Source organism: Tepidiphilus sp. HLB4 (assembly GCF_054823945.1).
This window is the reverse complement of record NZ_JSYB01000009.1, coordinates 43,871-67,864: the sequence shown is the minus strand read 5'-3', so window position 1 is coordinate 67,864 and position 23,994 is coordinate 43,871. Positions and strand designations below refer to the sequence as shown.

The 23,994-nt window shown below is 66.5% G+C and carries 23 protein-coding genes, 1 pseudogene and 1 riboswitch; of the genes and pseudogenes, 17 read left to right on the top strand and 7 right to left on the bottom strand.

Features of this window, described 5'->3' with window-relative positions; translation table 11 throughout:
* Positions 1-3 precede the first annotated feature (3 nt).
* From OA56_RS02560 to OA56_RS02545, 4 genes are read right to left on the bottom strand one after another with little or no spacing between them, the layout of a single operon-like run.
* Entirely contained in the window at positions 4-768 is a 765-nt protein-coding gene (locus tag OA56_RS02560) for an ABC transporter ATP-binding protein (protein ID WP_028875250.1), read from the bottom strand.
* A 44-nt stretch (positions 769-812) separates the two neighbouring features.
* Positions 813-1,511 (bottom strand): ABC transporter permease, encoded by a 699-nt coding sequence (locus OA56_RS02555; protein WP_141056440.1) that lies wholly within the window; start codon positions 1,509-1,511, stop codon positions 813-815.
* Positions 1,508-2,197 (bottom strand): ABC transporter permease, encoded by a 690-nt coding sequence (locus tag OA56_RS02550; protein WP_461583312.1) that lies wholly within the window; start codon positions 2,195-2,197, stop codon positions 1,508-1,510. The genes OA56_RS02555 and OA56_RS02550 overlap by 4 nt, the downstream gene beginning before the upstream one ends.
* An 18-nt stretch (positions 2,198-2,215) precedes the next feature.
* On the bottom strand, positions 2,216-2,995 hold the full coding sequence (locus OA56_RS02545; RefSeq protein ID WP_055423053.1) for an ABC transporter substrate-binding protein: 780 nt from the start codon (positions 2,993-2,995) through the stop codon (positions 2,216-2,218).
* A 246-nt stretch (positions 2,996-3,241) separates the two neighbouring features.
* On the opposite strand from OA56_RS02545, the gene dnaA reads away from it, so the two are divergent.
* From dnaA to gyrB, 3 genes are read left to right on the top strand one after another with little or no spacing between them, the layout of a single operon-like run.
* Positions 3,242-4,744 carry a chromosomal replication initiator protein DnaA gene (gene dnaA, locus OA56_RS02540; RefSeq protein WP_055423052.1) on the top strand — a complete coding sequence of 501 codons (1,503 nt, stop codon included), beginning with the start codon at positions 3,242-3,244 and terminating at the stop codon, positions 4,742-4,744.
* A 27-nt stretch (positions 4,745-4,771) separates the two neighbouring features.
* A complete protein-coding gene (dnaN, locus tag OA56_RS02535; protein ID WP_055423051.1) occupies positions 4,772-5,887 on the top strand; it encodes a DNA polymerase III subunit beta in 1,116 nt (371 codons plus the stop codon).
* A 58-nt stretch (positions 5,888-5,945) separates the two neighbouring features.
* Positions 5,946-8,432: a DNA topoisomerase (ATP-hydrolyzing) subunit B gene (gene gyrB / locus OA56_RS02530; RefSeq protein ID WP_461583311.1), complete on the top strand. Its 2,487-nt coding sequence runs from the start codon at positions 5,946-5,948 to the stop codon at positions 8,430-8,432.
* 16 nt (positions 8,433-8,448) lie between these two features.
* On the opposite strand, the gene leuE is transcribed toward gyrB, so the two are convergent.
* Positions 8,449-9,111: a leucine efflux protein LeuE gene (gene leuE, locus OA56_RS02525; RefSeq protein WP_055423049.1), complete on the bottom strand. Its 663-nt coding sequence runs from the start codon at positions 9,109-9,111 to the stop codon at positions 8,449-8,451.
* Positions 9,112-9,273: 162 nt separating this feature from the next.
* On the opposite strand from leuE, the gene OA56_RS02520 reads away from it, so the two are divergent.
* Genes OA56_RS02520 through OA56_RS02510 form a run of 3 tightly spaced genes read left to right on the top strand, consistent with a single transcriptional unit; the run spans position 9,274 to position 12,739 of the window.
* A complete protein-coding gene (locus tag OA56_RS02520) occupies positions 9,274-10,221 on the top strand; it encodes a TAXI family TRAP transporter solute-binding subunit (RefSeq protein ID WP_461583310.1) in 948 nt (315 codons plus the stop codon).
* A gap of 12 nt (positions 10,222-10,233) precedes the next feature.
* Positions 10,234-12,276 (top strand): TRAP transporter permease, encoded by a 2,043-nt coding sequence (locus tag OA56_RS02515; protein ID WP_461583309.1) that lies wholly within the window; start codon positions 10,234-10,236, stop codon positions 12,274-12,276.
* Between the two features lie 7 nt (positions 12,277-12,283).
* A complete protein-coding gene (locus OA56_RS02510) occupies positions 12,284-12,739 on the top strand; it encodes a DUF1850 domain-containing protein (RefSeq protein WP_461583308.1) in 456 nt (151 codons plus the stop codon).
* Here the strand turns inward: OA56_RS02510 and OA56_RS02505 are convergent.
* Together OA56_RS02505 and OA56_RS02500 are read right to left on the bottom strand one after the other, a co-directional pair.
* Positions 12,736-13,569, bottom strand: a pseudogene (locus tag OA56_RS02505) (recombination-associated protein RdgC); the annotation flags it as partial. The gene OA56_RS02510 and the pseudogene OA56_RS02505 overlap by 4 nt on opposite strands.
* Positions 13,566-14,024, bottom strand: coding sequence for an AtaL-like protein (locus tag OA56_RS02500; RefSeq protein WP_461583307.1), 459 nt, complete (start codon positions 14,022-14,024; stop codon positions 13,566-13,568). The gene OA56_RS02500 and the pseudogene OA56_RS02505, both read right to left, overlap by 4 nt.
* 818 nt (positions 14,025-14,842) lie before the next feature.
* Positions 14,843-15,056: riboswitch (cobalamin riboswitch) on the top strand.
* A 124-nt stretch (positions 15,057-15,180) separates the two neighbouring features.
* Between OA56_RS02500 and OA56_RS02495 the strand changes: the two genes are divergently transcribed.
* The 11 genes from OA56_RS02495 to cobO are packed head-to-tail and all read left to right on the top strand — an operon-like array spanning position 15,181 to position 23,988.
* A complete protein-coding gene (locus tag OA56_RS02495; protein WP_055423045.1) occupies positions 15,181-15,861 on the top strand; it encodes an energy-coupling factor ABC transporter permease in 681 nt (226 codons plus the stop codon).
* Positions 15,861-16,655, top strand: coding sequence for a precorrin-4 C(11)-methyltransferase (gene cobM / locus OA56_RS02490; RefSeq protein WP_055423044.1), 795 nt, complete (start codon positions 15,861-15,863; stop codon positions 16,653-16,655). Before OA56_RS02495 ends, cobM begins: the two co-directional genes overlap by 1 nt.
* Positions 16,652-17,482 carry a sirohydrochlorin chelatase gene (locus OA56_RS02485; RefSeq protein ID WP_055423043.1) on the top strand — a complete coding sequence of 277 codons (831 nt, stop codon included), beginning with the start codon at positions 16,652-16,654 and terminating at the stop codon, positions 17,480-17,482. Before cobM ends, OA56_RS02485 begins: the two co-directional genes overlap by 4 nt.
* An 11-nt stretch (positions 17,483-17,493) precedes the next feature.
* Positions 17,494-18,153 (top strand): precorrin-8X methylmutase, encoded by a 660-nt coding sequence (locus OA56_RS02480; RefSeq protein WP_198288989.1) that lies wholly within the window; start codon positions 17,494-17,496, stop codon positions 18,151-18,153.
* On the top strand, positions 18,150-19,283 hold the full coding sequence (locus OA56_RS02475; RefSeq protein WP_461583306.1) for a cobalt-precorrin-5B (C(1))-methyltransferase: 1,134 nt from the start codon (positions 18,150-18,152) through the stop codon (positions 19,281-19,283). The genes OA56_RS02480 and OA56_RS02475 overlap by 4 nt, the downstream gene beginning before the upstream one ends.
* Positions 19,270-20,553, top strand: a complete 1,284-nt coding sequence (locus OA56_RS02470; protein ID WP_055423040.1) for a bifunctional cobalt-precorrin-7 (C(5))-methyltransferase/cobalt-precorrin-6B (C(15))-methyltransferase — start codon at positions 19,270-19,272, stop codon at positions 20,551-20,553. The genes OA56_RS02475 and OA56_RS02470 overlap by 14 nt, the downstream gene beginning before the upstream one ends.
* Positions 20,550-21,311, top strand: a complete 762-nt coding sequence (gene cobI / locus OA56_RS02465; RefSeq protein ID WP_461583305.1) for a precorrin-2 C(20)-methyltransferase — start codon at positions 20,550-20,552, stop codon at positions 21,309-21,311. Before OA56_RS02470 ends, cobI begins: the two co-directional genes overlap by 4 nt.
* Complete coding sequence (locus OA56_RS02460) at positions 21,308-22,048, top strand: cobalamin biosynthesis central domain-containing protein (protein ID WP_461583304.1); 741 nt, start codon at positions 21,308-21,310, stop codon at positions 22,046-22,048. The genes cobI and OA56_RS02460 overlap by 4 nt, the downstream gene beginning before the upstream one ends.
* The gene (locus OA56_RS02455; protein ID WP_055423037.1) at positions 22,045-22,437 is read left to right on the top strand and encodes a cobalamin biosynthesis protein; all 393 of its coding nucleotides are present in this window, start codon (positions 22,045-22,047) and stop codon (positions 22,435-22,437) included. Before OA56_RS02460 ends, OA56_RS02455 begins: the two co-directional genes overlap by 4 nt.
* Complete coding sequence (gene cobJ / locus OA56_RS02450) at positions 22,434-23,393, top strand: precorrin-3B C(17)-methyltransferase (protein ID WP_072247910.1); 960 nt, start codon at positions 22,434-22,436, stop codon at positions 23,391-23,393. The genes OA56_RS02455 and cobJ overlap by 4 nt, the downstream gene beginning before the upstream one ends.
* The gene (gene cobO / locus OA56_RS02445) at positions 23,386-23,988 is read left to right on the top strand and encodes a cob(I)yrinic acid a,c-diamide adenosyltransferase (protein ID WP_088178259.1); all 603 of its coding nucleotides are present in this window, start codon (positions 23,386-23,388) and stop codon (positions 23,986-23,988) included. Before cobJ ends, cobO begins: the two co-directional genes overlap by 8 nt.
* The last annotated feature ends 6 nt before the right edge of the window (positions 23,989-23,994 follow it).

Here is a 23,994-nt window from a genome sequence, read left to right as displayed (position 1 = left end):
GCCTCACTTCAAATTCCCCGAAAGGAACTGCTGCAGCCGCTCGCTGCGCGGGCGCGCCAGCACTTCGCGCGGGTTGCCCTCTTCCTCGACCAGCCCCTGGTGCAGGAACATGACGTGCGTGGACACCTCGCGCGCGAAGCCCATCTCGTGCGTGACCACGATCATGGTGCGGCCCTCCTGCGCGAGGTCGCGCATCACTTTGAGCACCTCGCCGACGAGCTCGGGGTCGAGCGCCGAGGTCGGCTCGTCGAAGAGCATCACCTCTGGCTCCACTGCCAGCGCCCGGGCGATCGCCACGCGCTGCTGCTCGCCGCCGGACATGTGCGAGGGATAGGCGTTCTTGCGGTGCGCCACGCCGACCTTGGCGAGGTAATGCTCGGCGCGCTCGATCGCCTCCTTTTTTGGCACGCCCAGCACGTGTACCGGCACCTCGATCACGTTCTCCAGCGCGGTCATGTGCGACCACAGGTTGAAATGCTGGAAGACCATGGCCAGGCGCGAGCGGATGCGCTGCAGCTGCTTGCGATCGGCCGCGCGCAGGGTGCCGTCCTTGGCCGGCACGAGCCGCAATTCTTCGCCGTCGAGCACGATGCGCCCGGCGTTGGGCTGCTCGAGCAGGTTGATGCAGCGCAGCAGCGTGCTCTTGCCCGAACCGCTCGAGCCGATGACGCTGATGACGTCGCCGGCGTCGGCCTTGAGCGAAACCCCTTTGAGGACTTCGTGCGCCCCATAGCGCTTGTGCAAATCGTCGACTTCGAGTTTGACCATGAATGGTTCGCCTTGCGGATCGGGTCTGGCGACAGGAAAATGGTTCAGCGACGCTGCGGCCGCAGGTGGGCGAGCCAGCGGCGCTCGGCGGCCTTGAAGAGCTGCAGCAACAGGAACGTGAGCACGAGATAGAAGGCGCCGGCGGTGAGGTAAGCCTCGAAGGGCAGGAAATACTGCGCGCTGATCGTGCGCGCCACGCCGGTGATGTCGGCGAGCGTCACGAGCGAAGCCATGCTGGTGGCGTGCAGCATCATCACCACTTCGTTGCTGTACTGCGGCAGCGCCCGGCGCAGCGCCGAAGGCAGGAGGATACGCCGGTACATCTGCAGGCGCGACATGCCGGCGGCGCGCGCCGCCTCGATCTCACCCGGCGGGGTGGTCTTGAGGCAACCGGCGATGATCTCCGCGGTGTAGCCGGAAGTGTTGATGGCGAACGCCAGGCAGGCGCAGAAAGTGGCGTCCGACAGCCAAGGCCAGAAAAGGCTCGCGCGCACGGCCTCGAACTGCGCCACGCCGTAATAGAGCAGGAAGAGCTGCACGAGCATGGGCGTGCCGCGGATCACGTAGGTATAGAACCAGACGGGCAGGTTGAGCCAGGGCGAACCCGACACCCGCATCAGCGCAAGCGGCACCGCCCAGACGAAGCCCACGGCGAGCGACACGAAGAGCAGCTGCAGCGTGACGCCCACGCCGTGCAGGAACTGGGGCAGATTCTCCCAGATGACGGAAAAATCGAGGATCACAGCTGCACTTCCCGTACGCCCAGGGAGAACCGCTTCTCGATCACGCGCAGTGCGAGCAGCGACACGCTAGTGATCGCCAGGTAGAGCGCCCCGGCGAGCAGCAGATAGGTGAAGGGCTGGCGCGTGGCGTCCCCCGCCTGCTTGGCGTGGAACATCATGTCCGGCAGGCCCAGCACCGACACGAGGGCGGTGGACTTGATGAGCACCAGCCAGTTGTTGGCGATGCCGGGAATCGACAGGCGCACCGTCTCCGGCCACAGGATGCGGCGGAACACCTGCCAGCGACTCATGCCGTAGGCGAATCCGGCCTCCACCTGCCCTTTGGGGATGGAGAGGAAGGCTCCGCGGAAGGTCTCCGACAGATAGGCACCGAAGATGAATCCCAGGGTGGCCACGCCGGCGGCGAACGGGTCGATGTCGATGTAGTCTTCGTGACCGACGAGCGCCGCGGCGCGATTGACGAGATCCTGACCGCCAAAATAGACCAAAAGAATCATCACCAGATCCGGGATGCCGCGGATCACGGTGGCGTAGGCTTCACCGAGCCAGGCAAGCGGGCGCAGCGGCGAGAGCCGCGCTCCCGCCCCCGCGAGCCCCAGCGCCACGGCCAGCGCCATGGAGCCCAGCGCCAGGCGCAGCGTCAGCCAGCTGCCTTCGACGATGGTGAGCCAATAGCCGCCGCTCATCGCCCACCTCCAACGGGCTCATTCGCCATAGATGTCGAAATCGAAGTATTTCTTCGCGATTTGCTGGTACTTGCCGTTGGCGCGGATCGCGTCGATGGCGGCGTTGAATTTCTCCACCAGCGCCGTGTCGCCCTTGCGCACCGCCACGCCGATACCCTCGCCGAAATACTTCCGGTCGGTGAAGGCCGGCCCCACCGTGGCGAACCCTTTACCGGCATCGGTTTGGAGAAAGCCGAACTGGATGCTCACCGCGTCGGCGAGCGAAGCGTCGATGCGCCCGGCGACGAGGTCGAGGAAGACTTCTTCCTGCGATGCGTAGCGCACCACCTCGATGCCGGCCGGGGCGAAGACGTCGGTGGCATAGCGGTCGAAAATGGTGGCGCGCTGCACGCCGACTTTCTTGCCCTTCAGATCGACCAGGGGATCCTTCACCTCACTGCCCGCCTTCATCACCAGGCGGCCGGGGGTGTAGTAGTATTTCTTGCTGAAATCGACCGATTTCTTGCGCTCGTCGGTGATCGACATCGAAGAGATCACCGCGTCGATCTTGCGCACCTTCAGCGCAGGGATCAGGCCGTCGAACTCCTGCTCGATCCACTGGCACTTGACCTTCATCTCCTCGCACAGGGCGTTGCCGATGTCGTAGTCGAAACCGGCGAGCTTGCCCTCGGGCGTCTTGTAGGCGAAGGGGGGATAGGCGGCTTCGATGCCGATGCGCAAGGGCTTGTCCTCGGCCATCGCCGCACCCGAAGCGAGCGAGCATAAGAGCGCGCCGAACAACAAGAAGAGCTTTTTCATGACCGGCTCCTTCACAGGGAGGTGTGGAAAAAACGCATCGATGCATCGATCGATGTCACGCCCGTAAGTTTCCCGCCGTCGGCCGAAGAAGGGCCTCAGGGGATAAAGGCCGCTCATTTTACCAATACCTTGGCTTGGGCTGCTGCGTGCGCCGCGATTTCGCCCATCCTGTGGATAACTCCCCTTTCGGCGTGGACGGGTTAGAATACCCCCTCGAGCATCGTCAATCCATCCAGAGGGCTTTCCTTGAGTCACGAAGCGTGGACCGCCTGCTGCGAGCGTCTGCGTGCCTCGCTGCCGGCGCAGCAATTCAACACCTGGATCCGCGCCTTGAGCGCCGAACCCGAGGAAGGCGGCGAAGGGGTGCGGCTGCGCGTGCTCGCCCCCAACCGCTTCATCCTGCAGTGGGTGCGCGAGCGCTATTGGCCCAAGATCGCCGAGCATCTCGCCGAGCTCGGCATCGCCCAGGCCGAACTGCAGCTGGGCGCGGCGACCAAAGGGGGAACGCCGCCGCGCCCCTCCCGTGCCGCATCCGCCGAAGTCCCTTCATCGACCGACGCGACCGAGACGCCCGCGGCGGCGGCTCAGGAATCCCCCCCTGCTGCGTCGCCGGCAGAGGAGAGTTCCACCGAACCCAAGCCCAGGCCCGGTCGCAGCGCCCCGAAACGCCGCCCTCTGCCGCTTGCCGAGGACGTCGCTCCTTCCTCGACCCTCGAAGCCCTCTACGAGCGCACGCGGCTCAACCCGGCGGCGACCTTCGACACCCTGGTGACCGGCCGCGCCAACGATCTGGCCCGCGCCGCGGCCATGCAGGTGGCGCACAATCCGGGCGCCTCCTACAACCCCCTTTTCGTCTACGGCGGCGTCGGCCTGGGCAAGACCCACCTCATCCATGCCATCGGCAATGCCATTTTCCGCACCGACCCGCGCGTGGTGATCCGCTACGTGCACGCGGAAGATTACTATGCCGACGTGGTGCGCGCCTACCAGCAGAAGAGCTTCGACGCCTTCAAGCGCTACTACCGTTCGCTCGACGTGCTGCTCATCGACGACATCCAGTTCTTCCAGAACAAGGCGCGCACGCAGGAAGAGTTCTTCCACGCCTTCAACGCCCTCACCGAGGCGCACAAGCAGATCGTCATCACCTGCGACACCTACCCCAAAGACATCCAAGGGCTGGAAGACCGGCTCATCTCGCGCTTCGACTGGGGCCTGACGGTGCAGATCGAACCGCCCGAGCTCGAGATGCGGGTGGCCATCGTGCAGAAGAAGGCGCAACTGCTGGGCGTGCAGGTGGGCGACGACGTGGCCTTCCTGATCGCCAAGAACCTGCGCTCGAACGTGCGCGAGCTCGAAGGCGCGCTCAACAAGGTGGTGGCCTTCGCCAACTTCCACAGCCAGCCGATCACGCTGGAGCTGGCCAAGGAGGCGCTCAAGGACATCCTGCACGCCTACAACCGCCAGCTCAGCGTCGAGCACATCCAGAAGACGGTGGCCGACTACTACAAGACCAAGGTCGCCGACATGCACTCGAAGAAGCGCACGCGCGCGGTGGCGCGGCCGCGCCAGGTGGCGATGTGGCTCGCCAAGGAGCTCACGCCGCTGTCGCTGCCGGCCATCGGCGAGGCCTTCGGCGGGCGCGACCACACGACGGTGCTGCACGCCTACCGCACGATCAACGAGCTGCGGCTGACCGACCCCCAGCTCAACCACGACGTCCACGTGCTGCTGCAGGTGCTGCGCGGCTGAAGACTTTCATTGCAGGAGAGAGACCGAATGCTTTTTCTCGAATCGACCCGCGACCAGCTGCTGCAACCGCTGCTGGCCGCGAGCGGCGTGGTCGAAAAACGCCAGACGATGCCCATCCTCGCCAACGTGCTGCTCGAGCGCGACGCCGGCCGCCTCGGCCTCACCGCCACCGACGGCGAGATGCAGCTCGCCGTACGCATCGACGCGAGCGAGCTGCCGGGTGAAGAGGGAAGGCTCACCGTCAATGCGAAGAAGCTGCTCGACATCCTGCGCAGCCTGCCCGAAGGCGCGGTGATACGGCTCGAGCGCGACGGCGACAGCCGCCTGGTGCTGCGCTGCGGCCGCAGCCGCTTCACGCTGCAGGCGCTGCCGGCCGAAGAATTCCCCCGCCTGGTGGCACCGCAGGGAGAAGACGCGCCGATGCGGCTCACCCAGCGCGAGCTGCGGCGGCTGATCGCGCTCACTTCCTACGCCATGGCGCAGCAGGACATCCGTTATTACCTCGTCGGCATGCTCTTTGCCGCCGAGGGCGACCGGCTCGACGTGGTCACCACCGACAGCCACCGCCTCGCCCACTGCGCCCAGCCGCTCTCCGAGCCCCTGTCTGGCGCACGCGAAGCCATCGTACCGCGCAAGGCGGTGGGCGAACTGCAGCGGCTGCTCGCCGACAGCGACGAGACGGTGGAAGTGCGCATCGCCGACAAACAGATCGTGTTTCGTTTCAAGGACACCGAATTCCTCAGCAAGATCATCGACGGGCGCTTCCCCGACTTCCGCCGCGTCATTCCCAAGGATCACCCCATCCGCGTCTCCTTCGTGCGTACCGAGCTGCAGCAGTCCTTGCAGCGCGTGGCGATCCTTGCCAGCGACAAGATCCGCCCGGTCAAACTCTCCTTCTCCCCGGGCCTGGTGCGCCTGTCGAGCCACAACGCCGAGCAGGAAGAGGCGGTCGAGGAGATCGAGATCGCCTACGACGGCCAACCGCTGGAAATCGGCTTCAACGTCGGCTATCTGCTCGACGTGCTGGGGGCGCTCACCAACGAGGTCGTGCATCTGTCGCTCAAGGACGGCAACGCCGCCACGCTCATCACCGTCCCCGAGGACGAAGGCTTCGAATACGTCGTGATGCCGATGCGCCTGTAGAACCGCAGCAAGAAAAATCTGTCAGACATTTTATCGATACGAGGAAAGAATTTCCGTCATGAGCCGAGACGTGCAGAAAACTCCCAGCGAAACCTACGACGAATCCGCCATCCAGCAGCTCGAAGGGCTGGAGGCCGTGCGCAAGCGTCCCGGCATGTACATCGGCGATACCTCCGACGGCACCGGTCTGCACCACATGGTGTTCGAGGTGGTCGACAACGCCATCGACGAGGCGCTGGCCGGTTACTGCGACGAGATCGTGGTGACGATCCACGCCGACAACTCCGTGTCGGTGATCGACAACGGCCGCGGCATCCCGGTGGGCATCAAGTGGGACGACAAACACGAGCCCAAGCGCAGCGCCGCCGAAATCGTCATGTGCGTGCTGCACGCCGGCGGCAAGTTCAACCAGAACAGCTACAAGGTCTCCGGCGGGCTGCACGGCGTGGGTGTGTCCTGCGTCAACGCGCTCTCCAAGTGGCTGCGGCTCACGGTGCGGCGCGACGGCAAGAAGTACTTCATGGAGTTCCACCGCGGCGTACCGGCCGTGTTCGACGAGGAAGTGATCGACGGCATCCCGGTGCGCAAGATGCGCGAACTGGGGCCGACCACCAAGCGCGGCACCGAGGTGCATTGGCTCGCCGACGAGGAAATCTTCGGCACCGTCGAATACCATTACGACATCCTCGCCAAACGCCTGCGCGAGCTCTCCTTCCTCAACAATGGCGTGCGCATCAAGCTCATCGACCAGCGCACCGGCAAGGAGGAGGATTTCGCCTTCTCCGGCGGGGTGCGCGGCTACGTCGAATACCTCAACCGCAACAAGCAGCCCATCCATCCCCACATCTTCCACGCCCAGGGGGTGGTGAAAGTGCCGCAGGACGTGGGGCACGAAGTGGAGATCGCCGTCGAGGTGGCGATGCAGTGGAACGACAGCTACCAGGAACAGGTGCTGTGCTACACCAACAACATCCCGCAGCCCGACGGCGGCACGCACCTCACGGGGCTGCGCGCCGCGCTCACGCGCGTCATCAACCGCTACATCGAAGAGCAGGAGATCGCGAAGAAGGCCAAGGTCGAGATCACGGGCGATGACATGCGCGAGGGCCTTGCCTGTGTCCTGTCGGTGAAGATGCCCGACCCTAAGTTCGCGAGCCAGACGAAGATGAAGCTCGTCTCCTCCGAGGCGCGCCCGGCGGTCGAAGAGATCGTCTCGGCCAAGCTCGCCGAATTCCTGCTGGAAAACCCCAACGACGCCAAGACGATCTGCGGCAAGATCGTAGAGGCGGCGCGGGCGCGCGAGGCGGCGCGCAAGGCGCGTGAAATGACGCGGCGCAAGGGTTTGCTCGACGGCGTGGGGCTTCCCGGCAAGCTCGCCGACTGCCAGGAAAAGGATCCGGCGCTGTGCGAGCTCTTCCTCGTCGAAGGGGATTCGGCCGGCGGCTCGGCCAAGCAGGGGCGCGACCGCAAATTCCAGGCCATCCTGCCGCTCAAGGGCAAGATCCTCAACGTGGAGAAGGCGCGCTTCGACAAGCTGCTGCAAAGCCAGGAGATCGCCACCCTCATCACGGCGCTGGGCACCGGCATCGGCAAGGACGAATACAAGCCGGAGAAGCTGCGCTACCACCGCATCATCATCATGACGGACGCCGACGTCGATGGCGCCCACATCCGTACCCTGCTGCTCACCTTCTTCTACCGGCAGATGCCCGAGCTCGTCGAGCGCGGCCACATCTACATCGCCCAGCCGCCGCTCTACAAGATCAAGCACGGCAAGACCGAGCTCTACCTCAAGGACGACCAGGAGCTGCAGCAGCACCTGCTCAGGCTCGCCCTCGACGGAGCGGAACTGCTGCCGCGCGAAGGAGCCGAACCGCTGCGTGACGAGACGCTCGCCGGTCTGGCGCGCCAGTATCTGCTGGCCGAATCGCTCATCTCCCGTCACGCCGCGCGCATCGACGCGCAGGCGCTGCGCACGCTTCTCGCCAACGACGTCGCCCTCGACCTCTCCAGCCAGGAAGCGGCCTTGGCCAGTGCCGAGCGGCTGCGCGCCGTGCTCGAAGGAACGCTGGAAGTCGAAGCCGTGTTCGACGAAGAGAGCGAGGAGTGGGTGCTGGAGCTCACGCGCATGCACCACGGCAACGCCCGGCGCTCGCGCATCGACCCCGATTTCCTCGCCTCGCACGACTGGCGCCTCATCCGCGAGGCCGCCCGGACGCTGGCCGATCTCGTCGGCCCGGGGGCGCAGGTGCGCCGCGGCGAAAAAAGCCAGCCGGTGGGCAGTTTCGCCGAGGCGGTGCAGTGGCTCCTCGCCGAAGTCGAGCGCAACCTCGTCAAGCAGCGCTACAAAGGACTGGGCGAGATGAACCCCGAGCAGCTGTGGGAGACGACCATGGACCCGGCGGTGCGGCGGCTGCTGCGCGTGCAGATCGAGGACGCCATCACTGCCGACGAGATCTTCACCACCCTGATGGGCGAGCAGGTCGAGCCGCGGCGCGCCTTCATCGAGACGAACGCGCTCTACGCCCGCAACATCGACGTGTGAGACCGGCGACGGCGCCTCATTCGAGGCTTGCCGTCGCGAGCTTCATCCCGAAGGCGACGAAGAGCGCCCCCACCGCGCCGGTGCCGCCGATGGCGAGCCGCCGGCGTCGGCGGAAGGCCGCGGCGAGTTTGGCGCCGGCGAGCACCAGGGTGGCGAGATAGGTCATGCTGCACAGCTGCACCGACACCCCCAGCACCAGGAAGGCGAGGAGCGGATACTCCGCCTGAGGGTCCACGAACTGGATGAAGAAGGAAAAGAAAAAGAGAATGGCCTTGGGGTTCATCAGGCTGATGAGCAAGGCCGAACGGAAGGGGTGCAAAGCCCCCGTGCGCACTTCTTCTTCGGGCGTGGCGATCGCCTCGCCGCGGCGCAAGGCTTGGCTCGCCCGCCAGGCGGCGCGCATCAGCTGCAGGCCGATCCAGCACAAATAAACCGCCCCCGCGAGCCGCAGACCGAGAAAGAGCGCCGGCACGAGCTTCAAGAGCGAGGCGGCGCCGAACACCGCCGCGAACATCAGCACCGTATCCCCCACAAGTACGCCGAGCGCCGCCCGGGCACCGGCGCGCGCGCCATGGCGCGAGGCCGTGGTCATCACGTAGAGCGAATTGGGCCCCGGCAGCAAAATGATGAAGATGGTGCCGATCAGAAAGGTGGAATAGTCGACGATACCGAGCGACATGGTTCGATCCGCGAAAAGTCGATGGACTCCATGCTAGCCGATATTTCGGCCCTCGAGCTAGCCCCAAACCCAGGGGTTCTTGACCGCCCCCAGCAGTGCTGCTAAAAAGAGAACCTGAGCCGGCGCCAGACCGGCCCGATCATCGACCAGAGGAGGAAGACCATGGGTGCGATCCGTCACCTCATCGCTGCGCTGGCGCTGTGCACTTGCGCTGCCGTGGCCCAGGCGCAGACCTACATCACCGTGCTCACCGGCGGCACGAGCGGCGTCTATTACCCGCTGGGGGTGGCCCTTTCCAAGATCTACAGTGAAGCCATTCCCGGCGCCAAGACGAGTGTGCAGGCGACCAAGGCGAGCGCCGAGAATCTCAACCTGCTGCAGGCCGGCCGCGGCGAAGTGGGCTTCTCGCTGGGCGATGCCGTCACCCAAGCATGGACGGGGAACGAGGAAGCCGGTTTCAAACAGAAGCTCGACAAGCTGCGGGCGCTGGCGGCGATCTATCCAAACTATATCCAGATCGTGGCGAGCAAGGAATCCGGCATCCGCACCCTGCAGGATCTGCGCGGCAAGCGCCTGTCGGTGGGAGCGCCGCGATCCGGCACCGAGCTCAATGCGCGCGCCGTCCTCGCCGCCGCGGGACTGTCCTACGCCGATCTCGGCAAGGTGGAATATCTCCCCTTCGGCGAATCGGTCGAACTAATGAAGAACCGCCAGCTCGACGCCACCTTGCAGTCGGCCGGCTTGGGCGTTTCTTCGATCCGTGACCTGGCGACTAATGTGCCCATCGTCGTCGTCCCGGTGCCGCCGGAGGTCGTGACCAAGATCGGCGATCCGGCCTACCAGCCGGCGGTGATCCCGGCCGGTACCTACAGCGGGCAGGATCAGGACGTCCCGACGGTGGCGGTGCGCAACATTCTGGTGACGCACAGCGGGGTGCCGGAAGAGGTGGTCTATCGCATGACGAAGTCGATGTTCGAGCATCTCGACGAGCTCGTGGCCGCCCATACCGCAGCCAAGGGAATCAAGCTCGAAGAGGCCACCAAGGGTCTGCCGATCCCGCTGCATCCGGGGGCGGAGCGCTATTACCGTGAAGTCGGCCTGATCCGTTGAAGGAGGGGCACCATGCACGAAGGCGTCGGCCAAGCGGCGGAAGACGAGAGGGGGGTTGCTTCACGCCTGCTTTTTCTCATCGCGGTGGCTTTCTCCCTTTTTCAACTCTACACGGCGGCCTTCACGCCTTTCTCTTCCCTGGTCACGCGCGCCGTGCATGTGGGTTTTCTGCTCACGCTCACTTTCGGCTTCCTCGCGCGCGACGGTCTGGCCAAGGGCAAGAGGCTCGTTCCGCTGCTGTTCCTCGCCTGCGCGCTGCTCGCGGCGGGGGTGGCCGCCTATCAGTGGGTGTTCGAGCATGAACTGATGCTGCGCTCGGGCGAGCCGACCTCGCTCGATCTGTGGATTGGCATCACGCTCATGGTGCTCGTCTTCCTCGCCACGCAGCGCATGATGGGCTGGGCCTTGCCGCTCATCTGCGGCGTGCTGGTGCTCTATGCGGTCTATGGGCGCTGGCTACCGGAGCCCTTGAATCACCGTGGTTACCCATGGGAGCAGGTGATCGAGCACCTCTCCTTCGGCACCGAAGGCATCTACGGCATTCCGATCTACGTCAGTTCGAGCTACATCTTCCTTTTCATCCTCTTCGGCGCTTTTCTCGAGCGCGCCGGCATGCTCAAGCTCTTCACCGATTTCGCTCTGGGACTCGTCGGACACACCCAAGGCGGGCCGGCGAAGGTGGCGGTGGTCGCGTCGGCCCTCATGGGGACGATCAACGGCAGCGGCGTGGCCAACGTGGTGACGACCGGCCAGTTCACCATCCGTCTGATGAAGCAGTTCGGCTACCGTCCCGAGTTTGCCGGCGGGGTGGAGGCCACGGCCAGCATGGGCGGACAGATCATGCCGCCGGTGATGGGGGCGGTGGCCTTCATCATGGCCGAGACGATCGGGGTGGAATACGTGGAAGTGGCGCGCGCGGCGCTCATCCCGGCCATCCTCTACTTCGTGACGGCGTTTTGGGTGGTGCATCTGGAGGCAGGGCGACTGGGCCTGACCGGCATGCCCAAGGAGAGCCTGCCCAATCCGTGGCGCGCGGTGCGCGAGCGCTGGCATCTGGTACTGCCGCTGGCGGTGCTGGTCTATCTGCTCTTTTCCGGCTACACGCCGCTCTTCGCCGGCCTCGTCGGCCTGCTACTCACCGTGGTGCTGATCCTGGGCGCGAGCCTGTCGGAGGCGGCATTGAGGGGCGCGATTCGCACCCTTTTCTGGATCGTACTGGGGCTGATCTGCGCCGCCTTCTTCCGCTGGGGGATCGCGCCGGTGCTGGTGCTCATCGCCGTCCTGGTGCTCGCCTGCGCATTCCTCCCGAAGAGCCGGCCTACTCTGCCGGATCTGGTCGCGGCCTTGGCCGAGGGGGCGCGGCAGGCGCTGCCGGTGGGGATCGCCTGCGCCCAGGTCGGCGTCATCATCGGCGTGATGACGCTCACCGGGGCGGCCTCGAGCTTTGCCAACGCGGTGCTCGCCGTGGGGCAGCACAGCCTCTTCCTGTCGCTGCTGCTCACCATGCTCGTATGCCTGGTGCTGGGCATGGGTATCCCGACGATTCCCAACTACATCATCACCAGCTCGCTCGCCGCCCCGGCCCTGTTGCACCTGGGTGTGCCGCTCATCGTCAGCCACATGTTCGTCTTCTATTTCGGCATCATGGCCGATCTCACGCCTCCGGTGGCGCTGGCCTGTTTCGCCGCTGCACCCATCGCCGGGGCCTCGGGCCTGGCCATTAGCCTGCAGGCGATCCGCGTGGCGGTAGCCGGCTTCATCATCCCCTTCATGGCGGTATACGCCCCGGCGCTGATGCTGCAGGGCGATCCAGGATGGATGGAGGTGGCCTACGTCGTCTTCAAGGCACTGCTGGCCATCTGGCTGTGGGGCTGCACGGCGATCGGCTACTGGCTCGGTCCCATGTCCTGGTTAGAGCGGCTGTGGGCTTTCGTCGCCGCAGCCCTGCTCGTTGCCGCCGTACCACTCACCGACGAGTTGGGGTTGGCGGCCGGTTTGGCTTTGTTAGGGTGGCACTTCTGGCGCCATCGCCCGCGGCCAGCGCCGACGGCATGAAGTGCCCATGAGCGGTCTGTGCCTGAGCGCGCTGGGAACGACGGTCTTCCTGCCCGTGGGCGTCTTCACCTTGAGCTGGCAGCATTCGATCGAGAAGACGCCGTGGGAAGAGCGCTGGCGCATCGAGGAGGGGGTGCCGGCCCGGCTCGTTTTCGTCGAAGGGCGCATCCGCGGCTCGGGCGCCGGCATGGAGCCCCCGCCGCAGGCGAGGCTGGAGGACGGAGTGTGGGTCTATCACGCGGATCTGCGCCTTCCTGCCTTGCATCTGGCGCACTCGCCCTTTGCGCCGGAATACCGCCTGTGCCTCGAAGAGGGATGTCATGCGCTCGATGCCTGGCTGCCGGCTTTGCCGGAGATCGGGGAAGTCGAGCTCTTTCCCTGCTCGCCGTCTTCGGCGGGCTCTCCTCCAAGCGCCGCCGACAGCGCCGGCAGCATGGCGCGCAGCGTTTCGGCGAAGAGGTAGAACCGCCCCTCGAAGCGCTCGCGGGCGTCGCGCGCTTCGCCCGCCGTCTCGTCCTCCGCGTCGGTGCGCGCGAGGCGTTTGAGCGCTCCATCGGCGGTGAGCGCGAAACTCAGCCGGTCGGCATAGGCGAGCGCGAGCCGCGTCGGGCGCTTGCCGGCCGCCAGGTGGGCGCGGATCTCGGCGGCGACTTTTTCCTCCTGCAGGGGAAGCCGCGCGTAGCGCACGAGCGCGCGGCTGTCGTCCTGCGCTTCGAGCTGCACTTCGTCTTCGAGCGAGAAGGGGCCGGGGGCCTCGCCGGCGAGCAGCCAGTCGGCCATCGCCGAGGCGGGCGCGAGCCGGGTGCGCCAGGGCTTCAAGGGGAAACGTTCGGCGCTGGCGCGCAGGGTGTCGATCACCCGTTCGGCAAGGGCGAGGCTGCCGGCATCGACGGCGAACCACCCTTCGCGCGGATCGATCCACACCGGCACGCGCCGGCGCCGGGTGAAGGCGCGCGGCAGCCATTCGGCGCGGATGGCCTCGCGCAGGTCACGCAGTTCCTTGCGCGAGAGGGGATAGCCCCGCTCCTCGGCGATCGCCTCGGCGCGCTGTTCGGCCTCGGCCTTGACCACGCTCGCCGGCAGGATACGCTCCTCGCGCACCCAATGCGCCAGCCAGTGCCCCCCTATGTCCGCTATGGCCTCGTCGTCGCCGAAGGGCGGCGCCCAGCCTTCGCTCGTCTCGTTCTGCGGCCCCACCGGCAGGAAGGGACTGCGGAGGAAGAGCTCGTTCCAGTAGGTGCGCCCTTCCGGACCATCCCAGCGGTAGAGGCGCAGGTTCTTGAATTCGATCATGCTTTTCCTCGTTTCTTTCGCGCGATCGCGACGATGCACGCCATGGTGTCGGCATCGGCCGCAGCATAGGCCTGGGCAAGCCACTCGGCCACGGGCCGGCCGTCGGGCGCAAGCAGCGCTTCGTCCAGGGTGGTGTCATAGCGGAAATTCAGCCCGAGGCGTTCGCCTTCGATGATGAGCGAGATCTCCAGCGTTCCGCCGGGCCGGCCGTCCTGGGGTTCGACGACGAAGCGCAGGCGTTTTCCCTCTTCCCACTCGACGCGATCGCGGTAGCTGTCGTGGCCAAAGTGCAGCCGGCGCAGCACGTGCGCCGGGCCTCGCTCCAGGATGTCGCAGCCGGTCAGCCCCAGGACGAATTCCTGCGGATGCTCGATGCGCGTCGCCAGGCCCTGCCAGACCTCGATGGCATCGAGTGATTCTTCCGGAGCGAAGAAAAGGCGGTGTTCGAAGTGCACGGCGAGGTCCTCTCGAAGGCTGCAGCGAAGTCTAGGGGGAAGGGACGGCGAGGGCAAGGGGCAAGGGACGGTGGGGCGAAGCCGCGGCGATGGGTAGTTGTACACAGATCTTTTATAAAAACTTTTAGTGTTTACTATGCTCGAGGAGGATCTGTGGAAAACCAAAGAAACACTTTGATAACATTGAAGTTTCCTTGATGGTGATCCCGTGGGCGCATGGGCTTGCAAGCAGTGCGGCGTAGACGAATGCTTTCTCCGATGCGGAAAAAACGGCAAGTTTTCCCCAAACTTTCCCACGCTTTCCCTCGTCCTTGTTCACTGTGGCGGGTTTGCCACAGCAAGAAACCATAAAAAATTTACGGTCTTTAAAAAGACCTTTCTGTATGAATAGTCATTTGCGGCGACATGGGTTGGTAAACAATTTGAAGTAGTAAACAAAAAACCATGTAAACAACGTTCATCCCAAATCTGTGGATAACTTTGTGGCTTCCGCAGGATTCAAGCGTTTCCCCGTCGGGAAAACTTCGGGAAAAACCTGGGAGCGGCGGTGGAGGAATTGGGGATGGAATCCAGTGCCGGGTAAATATTCTCATTGATCCACAAACGATTACCGGAGAATCCCTGTGTTCATGCACGGTCTGGAACCGTTTGGAAGGGAACAGGGAAAGCGCGGACAGGGATGGGGGTAGGCTTGTGGATAATTCTGTGAAAAGGGCGCAGCGTGATGAATCCGTTCAAGGACTTGCCCGCGTTTCTTCACGATCCACTGGAAGAGGGGAGAAGAAGGGATGGCGTTGACATCGCGCGCCGCGGCGGTGTATCTTGCCCTTGCTTCGGGTGCTCGCTCCGATGTCTTGGGAGCGGGTGAAACGGGAAGCCGGTGAAGCGGGCATCGCCCCGCCATTCCGACGCAGCCCCCGCTGCTGTGAGCCTGACGGGAAGCGCATCGGCCACTGTGCCTTCGAGGGCATGGGAAGGCGCGCGGACCGGATGACGGCGAGCCAGAAGACCGGCCCGGAGTGCGTAGTTGGTGCGAGCCCCGGGGTGTGGGTTTGGCTGACGGTCCGGGGCGGTTTTTTTTCCTCTTCCCCTCTCCCGTAGGCCCTTTCTCCTCGTGCGGCTCGTCTTGGCGAAACGTTCGCAAAGGAGACGGGTCATGCATATCGAACCAGGCGTCGTCACGGGCGCCAAACTGTTGCTGGGTCATGCCACCGCGGCCGCAAGCCTGGGGGCGGCGTTCTTGCTCTCGGCCAAGGTGGTGAAAAAGGACGGCTTGCCGGCGCTCGCGCTGCGCGCGTTCGTGGCGTCCTTGCTCGTGTTCTGTTTCTTCGAGGTTCTGCCCCACCAGCCGGTGGGCGTGTCCGAGGTCCACCTCATCCTGGGTTCCACCCTACTGCTGCTCTTCGGCCCCGCGGCGGCGGCTCTGGGTCTGGCGGCAGGCTTGCTCATGCAAGGGCTCTTCTTCGCCCCGGCCGATCTGCCGCAGTTCGGCATGAACGTGACCACGCTCCTCGTGCCGCTCTTTGCCACGGCGCTCCTGGCGCGGCGCATCGTGCCGCCGCATACTCCTTACGTCGATCTGCGCTATCGCGATGTGCTGCGCCTGTCGCTTGCCTATCAGGGGGGCGTGGTGTCGTGGGTGGCGTTCTGGGCGCTCTACGGCCAGGGGATCGGCGCGGAGAATCTCGCCCAGGTGGCTTCATTCGGCGCGGCCTACCTCGCGGTGGTGCTCGTCGAGCCGCTCATCGACCTGGCGGTGCTCGCGGCGGCCAAGGCTTGGCATGGCGGCGGGGAATCCCTGTTGCTGCAGCGGCGCCTCTTCGCAGGTCGGGTCTGATGCCAGGAACGGTGTGGTTCGTCGGGGCTGGCCCCGGCGATCCGGAGCTCCTCACCGTCAAGGGCAAGGGGCTGCTCGAACGCGCCGGTGCCGTGCTCTTCGCCGGGTCGTTGGTGGATGCCGCGGCGACGCGCTACGCGCCGCCGGGTTGCCTCATCCGCGATTCGAAAGACATGACGCTCGAGGAGATGACCGAGTGGCTGGTGGCCGCGGCGAAGGCGCACGAGACGGTGGTGCGCCTGCAGACGGGCGACCCCACCCTCTACGGGGCGCTCATCGAGCTCACCCGGCCGCTCACGGCGGCGGGCGTTCCGTGGAAAGTGGTGCCGGGGGTGTCGTCGGCGATGGCGGCGATGGCGGCCGCGGGCGAGTCGATGACTCTGCCCGAGGTGACGCAGACGGTGATCCTCACCCGGGTGGCCGGGCGCACACCCATGCCGCCGGGCGAGGAGCTGGAGGCGCTGGCGGCGCACCGCAGCACGATCTGCCTCTTTCTCTCGATCACGCGCCTTGCCGAAGTCGAGCGCGGGCTGCGCGCGGCCGGCTGGCCGGAGGATGCGCCGGTGCTGGTGGTGCACAAGGCAAGCTGGCCGGGCGAAGAGCGCATCGTGCGCACCACGCTCGGCGAATTGCGCCGGGCGTGCCGCGAGGCGGGGATCGTGAGCCAGGCGATGATCGTGGTCGGCCCCACCCTGGGGGCGGCGTCGTGGCCGAAACTGGCGCGCAGCAAGCTCTACGATCCCTCTTTTACCCATCGCTGGCGGCGGGCGAAGACGAAGGAAAGCGACACATGAACGAACGGACGGTGCTGGTGGTGGCGCACGGCTCGCGCGAGGCGTCGGGCAACGCCGAGACCGCGGAATTCGTGGCGCGCTGGCGGCAGATGCGGCCGCAGTGGCACATCGAGCTGTGCTTCATCGAGCATGCCGAAATCCTGCTCGACGAAGGGCTCGATCGGGCGGCGGAAGGCGCGCGCGAGGTGGTGGTGCTGCCGCTCATCCTCAACGCGGCCGGGCACGTGAAGATGGAGCTTCCCGAGGCGATCGAGCGGGCGCGGGCGCGCCACCCGCAGGTGCGCTTCGTGGCGCGCCGGCATCTGGGCATGGGAGCGGAGCTTTTTTCGCTCATCCAGCAGCGGCTGCAGGAGGCGCTGGGGGAACTGGACGTGCCCGATCCGGCCACCACCGGCGTGATTTTGCTCGGACGCGGTTCGTCGGATCCGGGAGGGAACGCCGAGCTCGCAAAAATGGCGCGCTGGGTGTTCGAGGCCAATGACCACGAGCTGGTCGATCTGGCGTTTACCGGTATCACTTGGCCGCGGCTGGAGACGGTGGTGGCGCGGCAAGTGAGGCTCGGCATGATGCAGATCGCGATCGTTCCCGTCTATCTCTTCACCGGGGTGCTGATCGAGCGCATCGGGGCGCAGGTGGAGCGCCTGCGGCGGCAGTATCCCCGGGTGGCGTTCGCGCTGGCGCGCCATTTCGGCTTCGACGAGCGCCTCGTCGCCTTGCTGGAAGCACGGGTGGGGGAGGAAGGACGAGAGGGGATGCTCGAGTGCGACGGCTGCAAATACCGCGCCGCCGCGGCCCACGAGCATGCTCACGCGCATCATCACGGATGAGGAAAAGAAGCATGACAGCGATCACGGAGCAGCTCACGGCCTTGGGGCGCGCCATCGAGCACGATTCTTTCGCCCTCATCGACGCCGAAGTGGGCGATGCGCATTCCTATTCGGCGTCGCAGTGGCCGGTGGTGCGGCGCATGATCCACGCGAGCGCCGATTTCGAGTTCAACGGACTGACGTTCTTTCACCCCGGGGCGATCGAGGCGGGCATCGCGGCGATCCGGCGCGGCGCGCCGGTGGTGGCCGACGTGGAGATGATCTGCGTGGGGCTGTCGCGGCCGCGCTTGGCGCACTTCGGCATGAAGGCGCATCAGTTCATTTCCGACGAGGACGTGATCGCGGCGGCGAAGGCGAATGGCGGAACCCGGGCGATCGAGGCGATGCGCAAGGCGCACCGTCTGGGCTTGCTCGAAGGGTCGATCGTGGCCGTCGGCAATGCCCCGACCGCGCTGATCGAGGTGGTTCGACTCATCGAGGAAGAGGGCGTGCGGCCGGCACTGGTACTGGGTATGCCGGTGGGGTTCGTCTCGGCCGCCGAATCCAAGGAGCGGCTCATGGCGCAGCAGGAAGTGCCGTGGATCGCCATTCGCGGGCGCAAGGGGGGATCCACCCTCGCCGTGGCGGCGCTGCACGCCTTGCTCGCGCTCGCCGAAGAGGGTAAGGAGTGAGCGAGGAGAAGATCCGCAAGAGCGTGCCGAAGAAGCGCGGCAACCGCACCGGCTTTACCACCGGGGCGTGTGCGGCGGCGGCGGCGAAGTCGGCGACCATGGCGCTCGTCACGGGCGAGCCGCCCAGCGAGATCGAGTGCCGCCTGCCCAACGGGCAGATCGTGCGCTTTCCCGTGCATGAGGCCCGGTTCCTCGATGCCGATGCGTGCCGCGCGGTGGTGGTGAAGGACGCGGGCGACGATCCCGACGCCACCCACGGCGCGCACCTGACGGTCGAGGTGCGGCGCCTGCCCGGGCGCGCCGGCGTGATCGAACTGCGGGGCGGGGAAGGCGTGGGCGTGGTGACCAAGCCGGGGCTGGGGCTGGAAGTGGGTGGGCCGGCGATCAATCCAGTGCCGCGGCGCAATATTACCGAGAACGTGCAGGCGGCGGCGGGCGAGCTCTTGCGCACCGACGGGCTGGAGGTGAGGGTGTCGGTGCCCGGAGGCGAGGAGATGGCAAAGAAGACGCTCAATGCCCGCCTGGGGATCCTGGGCGGCATCTCCATTCTCGGCACCACCGGCATCGTTCGTCCCTATTCGACGGCGGCGTTTCGCGCGAGCGTGGTGCAGGCCGTGGACGTGGCAGTGGCGCAGGGGTGCGAGGCCGTGGTCTTCACCACCGGCGGGCGCACCGAGAAATTCGCCATGCGCCAGTTGCCCCAGCTGCCCGAAGCGGCTTTCGTGCAGATGGGCGACTTCGTCAAGGCGGCGTTTCGCGCGGCGATCGCGCGGCGCGTGCGCCACATCTACGTGGGGGCGATGATCGGCAAGCTCACCAAGATGTGCCAGGGTCTGGCGGTGACGCACGCATGGAAGGCCGAGGTCGACCGCGATCTGCTCGCCGAGGCCGCGCGCGAGGTGGGCGCGCCCGAGGCGGTGGTGGAAGAGATCCGCGCTGCCGAGACGGCGCGTTTTGGCGCCGAACGGCTGGCCGAGCTGGGTCTGGCGGTGCCATTTCACCGCGCCGTGGCCCAGCGCGCCATCCGCCGTCTGAAGGCGGATCATCCGGGCGAATACCGCCTCACGGTGCTGGTGTGCGATTTCGAAGGGCAGGCGATCTGCCGGGTGGAAGAAGATGAATGTCCCTGAACGTTGTGCCGTGATCGGCATCCTCGACGACGGCTGGAAAGGTCTGGGAGAGGAGTCCCGCCGCTGCCTGCACGAGGCCGAACTCGTGATCGGCGCGGAGCGCACCCTCGCCCTCATGCGCCCGCACCTGCCGGAAGGCCGCGAATGGCGCGCACTCGACGGCGCCCTGACCGAAGTGCCGCGCTGGGTGGAAGAGGCGCTCGGCAGGGGGCGGAAAGTGGCGGTGCTCGCCACGGGCGATCCGCTGTGCCACGGCCTTGCCTCTTGGCTGATCGCCCGCCTGGGGGAAGCGCGGGTGGCGGTGTTGCCAGCCGTCTCGACGCTGCAGCTCGCTTTCGCGCGCTGGAAGCTGCCGTGGCAGGAGGTGCGCATCGCCAGTTGCCATGCGCGCGACGCGGGCGAGTGGTCGCTCTCGGCGGGCCCCGGGCATCCGCTGTCGCCGGTTCTGCGCGCCGTGGCCCAGTCCCGGCGCGTGGCGGTCTTCACCAGCGCGGAGAACGATCCTTCGCGCATCGCGCGGGCACTCATCGCCTGCGGCTATGGCGAAGAAGTCAAGTTGCGCGTGGCGAGCCGCTTGCTGCTTGCCGACGAGGCGCTCTTCGGGCCGCTCTCGCTGGCAGAAGCGGCGGAAAGGGAATTTCCCGATCCCAACGTGGTGCTCATCGAACGCGAAGAGGAGAGGCTGCCGCGTTTCGGCCTGGAAGACGAGGAATACGCCCAGCGGGCCCCCGAGAAGGGCTTGCTCACCAAGCAGGAAGCGCGGGCGCTGTCGCTGGCGAAACTCCGGTTGCGGCCCGAAGCTTGCGTCTGGGACATCGGTGCGGGGTCCGGTTCGGTGGGGTTGGAGTGTGCCCGTCTGTGCCCCGAGGGGGAGGTCTGGGCGATCGAGAAGAACGCGGCCGAGGCGGACAACGCCCGCGAGAATGCCCGCCGCCTGCGCGTGGCCAACTACAGGCTGATCGAAGGCCGCGCGCCGGAAGCTCTGGCGGACTGGCCCGATCCCGATGCGGTATTCATCGGCGGATCGGGCGGAGAGCTGCCCGAGCTGATCGCGCTTTCCCTCGCACGGCTCAAGGACGGCGGCCGCCTGGTGATGAATTTCGTGACTCTGGAGAATCTTGCCGCCGCCACGGCGGCGGTGCGTTCCTCGGGTTTTCCCTGGGAGGTGGTGCAGCTGCAGGCAAGCCGCAGCAAGCCCATCCTCGACATGCACCGGCTCGCGGCGCAAAACCCGGTGTGGATCGTGACCGTGGCCAAGGAGGGGGGATGAAGCTCACCGGTGTTTCGCTCGGTCCAGGCGATCCGGGCCTCATCACCCGGCGCGCCTGGGAGGCGCTCACGAGCGGCGCGCGCTGGCTCTATCCGGTGAAGCGAAGCGGCGGCGATTCCTACGCCCTCGACATTGCACGCCGCGCGGGCCTTGCCGTGCCCGAAGACGCCGTGCCCCTCGTCTTTCCCATGACGCGCCAGGCGGACGTGCTGGAGCGCGCCTGGCAGCGGGCGGCGCAACAGGTGATCGATCTGGCGAGGGAGACGTCCGAGTTCGTCTTTCTGGTAGAAGGCGACGCCTCCACGTTCGCCACTTTCGGGCATCTGGCCCGTACCGTGAAAGCGCTCGCGCCGGAGTGCACGATCGAAACCCTCCCCGGCGTGCCCTCTTTCGTCGCCGCAGCGGCCGTGGCCGGCGTGCCGCTCGCCGAGGAGGATGACCGCATGGCGGTGATTCCGGCCGCCTACGGCGTCGGGATGATCGAGCATCTGCTCGACGCGTTCGATACCGTGGTGCTGCTCAAGGTCAAGCCCCTGCTCGACGAGATTTTGGCGCTGCTTGCGCGCCGCGGTCTGCTCGGGCAGACGTTTTTTTGCGAGAAAGTTGGCGCGCCCGAGCAGCGCCTCATTCGGGACGTGGCCATGCTCACGGGAGAAAAAGTGAATTACCTCTCGCTGATGATCGTGCGGCAGCAGGGTCTGCCGCGCGGCGAATTGCGGCGCGGTTGCCGCAAGAAGCCGCAGGGAGTGCCGTCATGAAATGTGCGGTGGTGGCGATCACCAGACACGGCCTCGCGCTGGCGGGCAGGGTGGCGGCGGCACTGCCCGGCGCTCGCGTCTTCGCGCCGGCCAAATTCGCCGAACTGGCGCAGCAGGTTGCTCCAGGAAGGGCGCAGTGTTACGAGGGCAAGACGGCCGAGCAGATCCCGGCGCTCTTTGCCGCGTTCGATGCGATCGTGGCCGTCGTCTCGCTCGGGGCGGTGGTGCGGCTCATCGCGCCGCACCTGCGCAACAAGGAGCAGGATCCGGCAGTGGTGGTGCTCGACGAGGCGGGGCATTTCGTCATTCCCGTGCTCTCGGGGCATCTGGGCGGGGCGAATGCGCTCGCCGGGCATCTGGCGCTCGCGCTGGGGGCTACGGCCGTGCTCACCACGGCATCGGATTCCCGCGAAACCCTGTGCGTCGATCTGCTCGGGCGCGAGCTCGGCTGGCGCTTCGAGGCGAGCCACGACGAGATCGTGCACTGCAGCGCCGCCGTGGTCAACGACGAGCCGGTGGCCTTGGTGCAGGAAGCGGGTAGTACCGACTGGTGGCGCGGCCACGCCAACGGGCGCAGCGGCCCGCTGCCAGCGAACCTCTTCGTGCTCGATCGGCTGGAGGAGGCCGATCCGAACCGATATGCCGCCCTGCTGTGGATCACCCGCGAAGGGCGCGCCGAGGATCACCCTCGGTGGGCCGGGCGGCGTGTGATCTATCGTCCGCCGGAGGAATCATGAAAGTTGCCGTGGGAATCGGCTGCGATCGCGGTACCTCGCTCGCCACGCTGGAGGCGGCGCTTTCGCAGGCGCTTGCAGAAGCTGGCCTTTCGTCCGAGGCGATCGTTCTCCTTGCCAGCATCACCCTCAAGGCCGACGAACCGGGGCTGCTCGCCCTCGCCGCGCGGCTGCCCTGCGAGATCCGCTTCTATTCCCCCGAGGAACTGGCGGCAGTGCCGGTGCCGCATCCTTCCGAAGTCGTGCGCCGCCACACCGGCACACCCTCGGTGGCCGAAGCCGCGGCGCTGCTCGCCGCCGGCGTCGGCATGGAAGCCTTGATCGTGGAGAAACACCGCTATCGCGGCCCCGACGGCCGCAACGCCACCGTCTCGATCGCGAGGATGTCATGAACCGAACCGAGGCCGCCGCCCGCGGCAAAATCTTCCTGGTGGGCATCGGACCGGGCAGCGAGGCGCACATGAGCGCCCGAGCGCGGCAGGCCATCGCCGAGGCCGACACCGTGATCGGCTACGTCACCTACGTCCGCCTGGTGGCGCCGCTCCTCGAAGGCAAAGAGGTGATCCGCAAGTCGATGACCGAGGAGCTCGACCGGGCGGTGGAGGCGCTCGAGCGTGCCCGCCAGGGCAAGACGGTGGCGCTCATCTCGTCGGGCGATGCCGGGGTCTACGGCATGGCCGGGCCGACTTTCGAAGTGCTCTTCGCCGCCGGTTGGCAGCCCGAGGGCGACGTGGCGGTGGAGATCGTCCCGGGCGCCTCGGCCATCAACGCCTGTGCCGCCTTGGTGGGCGCGCCGCTCACGCACGATTTCTGCGCTATTTCGCTCTCCGACCTGCTCACCCCCTGGCCGGTGATCGCCCGGCGGCTCGAGGCCGCTGCCGCCGCCGATTTCGTCGTCGCCCTCTACAATCCCAAGAGCGGACGGCGCACGCGCCACATCGTCGAAGCCCAACGGCTGCTGCTGCGCCACCGTGCGCCCGATACGCCGGTCGCCATCGTCAAATCCGCCTACCGGCCGAAACAGCGCATCGAACTGACCACGCTCGAGCGCATGGCCGAGGCCGAGATCGGCATGCTCTCGACGGTGCTGGTGGGCAATTCCCGCACCTTCGTGCGCCACGGCCTGATGGTGACGCCGCGCGGCTATGGCGAGAAATACGTCCTGGAAGAAGGCGAACGCCAGGCGCGCGACGGCGAGCAGGCCGGCCGTTCCCTCTCGAGCGGCCTCGAAGGCTGGCTGCGCGAGATCCGCGCAAGCGGCGAGAGTCCGGCGAGCCTCGCACGGCGCTACGCCCTGCCGGAAGACTATCTCGCCGCCCTGCTCGCCGAGGAAGATGCCGATGACTGAAGAAGACACAGCGCGCCATCGCGCCCGCATGCAGCGAAAAAAAGCGGTGATCGAGGAGCGCATCGCCCGGGCCTCGCTCGAGCGCGGAGTCTTTCTGCTCCACACCGGCAACGGCAAGGGAAAATCGAGCGCTGCGTTCGGTATGCTCGCCCGCGCCCTGGGGCACGGGATGAACGCCGTCGTCGTACAGTTCGTCAAGAGTCGCTCCGACACCGGCGAGGAAGCCTTCTTCCGCCGCCATCCGGCGGTGCGCTGGTACGTGATGGGCGAGGGATTCACCTGGGAGACGCAGGACCCGGCGCGCGACGCAGCCGCCGCCCGCGCCGCCTGGGAAACGGCCCGCGCCGCGCTTGCCGACCCCGGCGTGGCGCTCGTGATCCTCGACGAGCTCACCTACGCCTTCAAGTACCGCTGGCTCGACCTGGAAGAAGCGCTGGCGGTGTTTCGGGCGCGTCCCTTGCACCAACACCTCATCGTCACCGGGCGCGCCGCACCGGCGGCACTGGTCGATGCCGCCGACACCGTCACCGAAATGGGGCTCGTCAAGCACGCTTTCCAGGCGGGAGTGAAAGCCATGCCGGGGATCGAATGGTGAGGCAAA

Coding starts and splice junctions, on each gene's coding strand:
- OA56_RS02560 (WP_028875250.1), bottom strand. CDS start 768: ATGGTCAAACTCGAAGTCGACGATTTGCACAAGCGCTATGGGGCGCAC.
- OA56_RS02455 (WP_055423037.1), top strand. CDS start 22,045: ATGAAAGTTGCCGTGGGAATCGGCTGCGATCGCGGTACCTCGCTCGCC.
- OA56_RS02510 (WP_461583308.1), top strand. CDS start 12,284: ATGAGCGGTCTGTGCCTGAGCGCGCTGGGAACGACGGTCTTCCTGCCC.
- cobJ (WP_072247910.1), top strand. CDS start 22,434: ATGAACCGAACCGAGGCCGCCGCCCGCGGCAAAATCTTCCTGGTGGGC.
- cobO (WP_088178259.1), top strand. CDS start 23,386: ATGACTGAAGAAGACACAGCGCGCCATCGCGCCCGCATGCAGCGAAAA.
- OA56_RS02495 (WP_055423045.1), top strand. CDS start 15,181: ATGCATATCGAACCAGGCGTCGTCACGGGCGCCAAACTGTTGCTGGGT.
- cobM (WP_055423044.1), top strand. CDS start 15,861: ATGCCAGGAACGGTGTGGTTCGTCGGGGCTGGCCCCGGCGATCCGGAG.
- cobI (WP_461583305.1), top strand. CDS start 20,550: ATGAAGCTCACCGGTGTTTCGCTCGGTCCAGGCGATCCGGGCCTCATC.
- OA56_RS02470 (WP_055423040.1), top strand. CDS start 19,270: ATGAATGTCCCTGAACGTTGTGCCGTGATCGGCATCCTCGACGACGGC.
- gyrB (WP_461583311.1), top strand. CDS start 5,946: ATGAGCCGAGACGTGCAGAAAACTCCCAGCGAAACCTACGACGAATCC.
- OA56_RS02545 (WP_055423053.1), bottom strand. CDS start 2,995: ATGAAAAAGCTCTTCTTGTTGTTCGGCGCGCTCTTATGCTCGCTCGCT.
- OA56_RS02480 (WP_198288989.1), top strand. CDS start 17,494: ATGACAGCGATCACGGAGCAGCTCACGGCCTTGGGGCGCGCCATCGAG.
- leuE (WP_055423049.1), bottom strand. CDS start 9,111: ATGTCGCTCGGTATCGTCGACTATTCCACCTTTCTGATCGGCACCATC.
- OA56_RS02520 (WP_461583310.1), top strand. CDS start 9,274: ATGGGTGCGATCCGTCACCTCATCGCTGCGCTGGCGCTGTGCACTTGC.
- OA56_RS02460 (WP_461583304.1), top strand. CDS start 21,308: ATGAAATGTGCGGTGGTGGCGATCACCAGACACGGCCTCGCGCTGGCG.
- OA56_RS02485 (WP_055423043.1), top strand. CDS start 16,652: ATGAACGAACGGACGGTGCTGGTGGTGGCGCACGGCTCGCGCGAGGCG.
- dnaN (WP_055423051.1), top strand. CDS start 4,772: ATGCTTTTTCTCGAATCGACCCGCGACCAGCTGCTGCAACCGCTGCTG.
- OA56_RS02515 (WP_461583309.1), top strand. CDS start 10,234: ATGCACGAAGGCGTCGGCCAAGCGGCGGAAGACGAGAGGGGGGTTGCT.
- OA56_RS02550 (WP_461583312.1), bottom strand. CDS start 2,197: ATGAGCGGCGGCTATTGGCTCACCATCGTCGAAGGCAGCTGGCTGACG.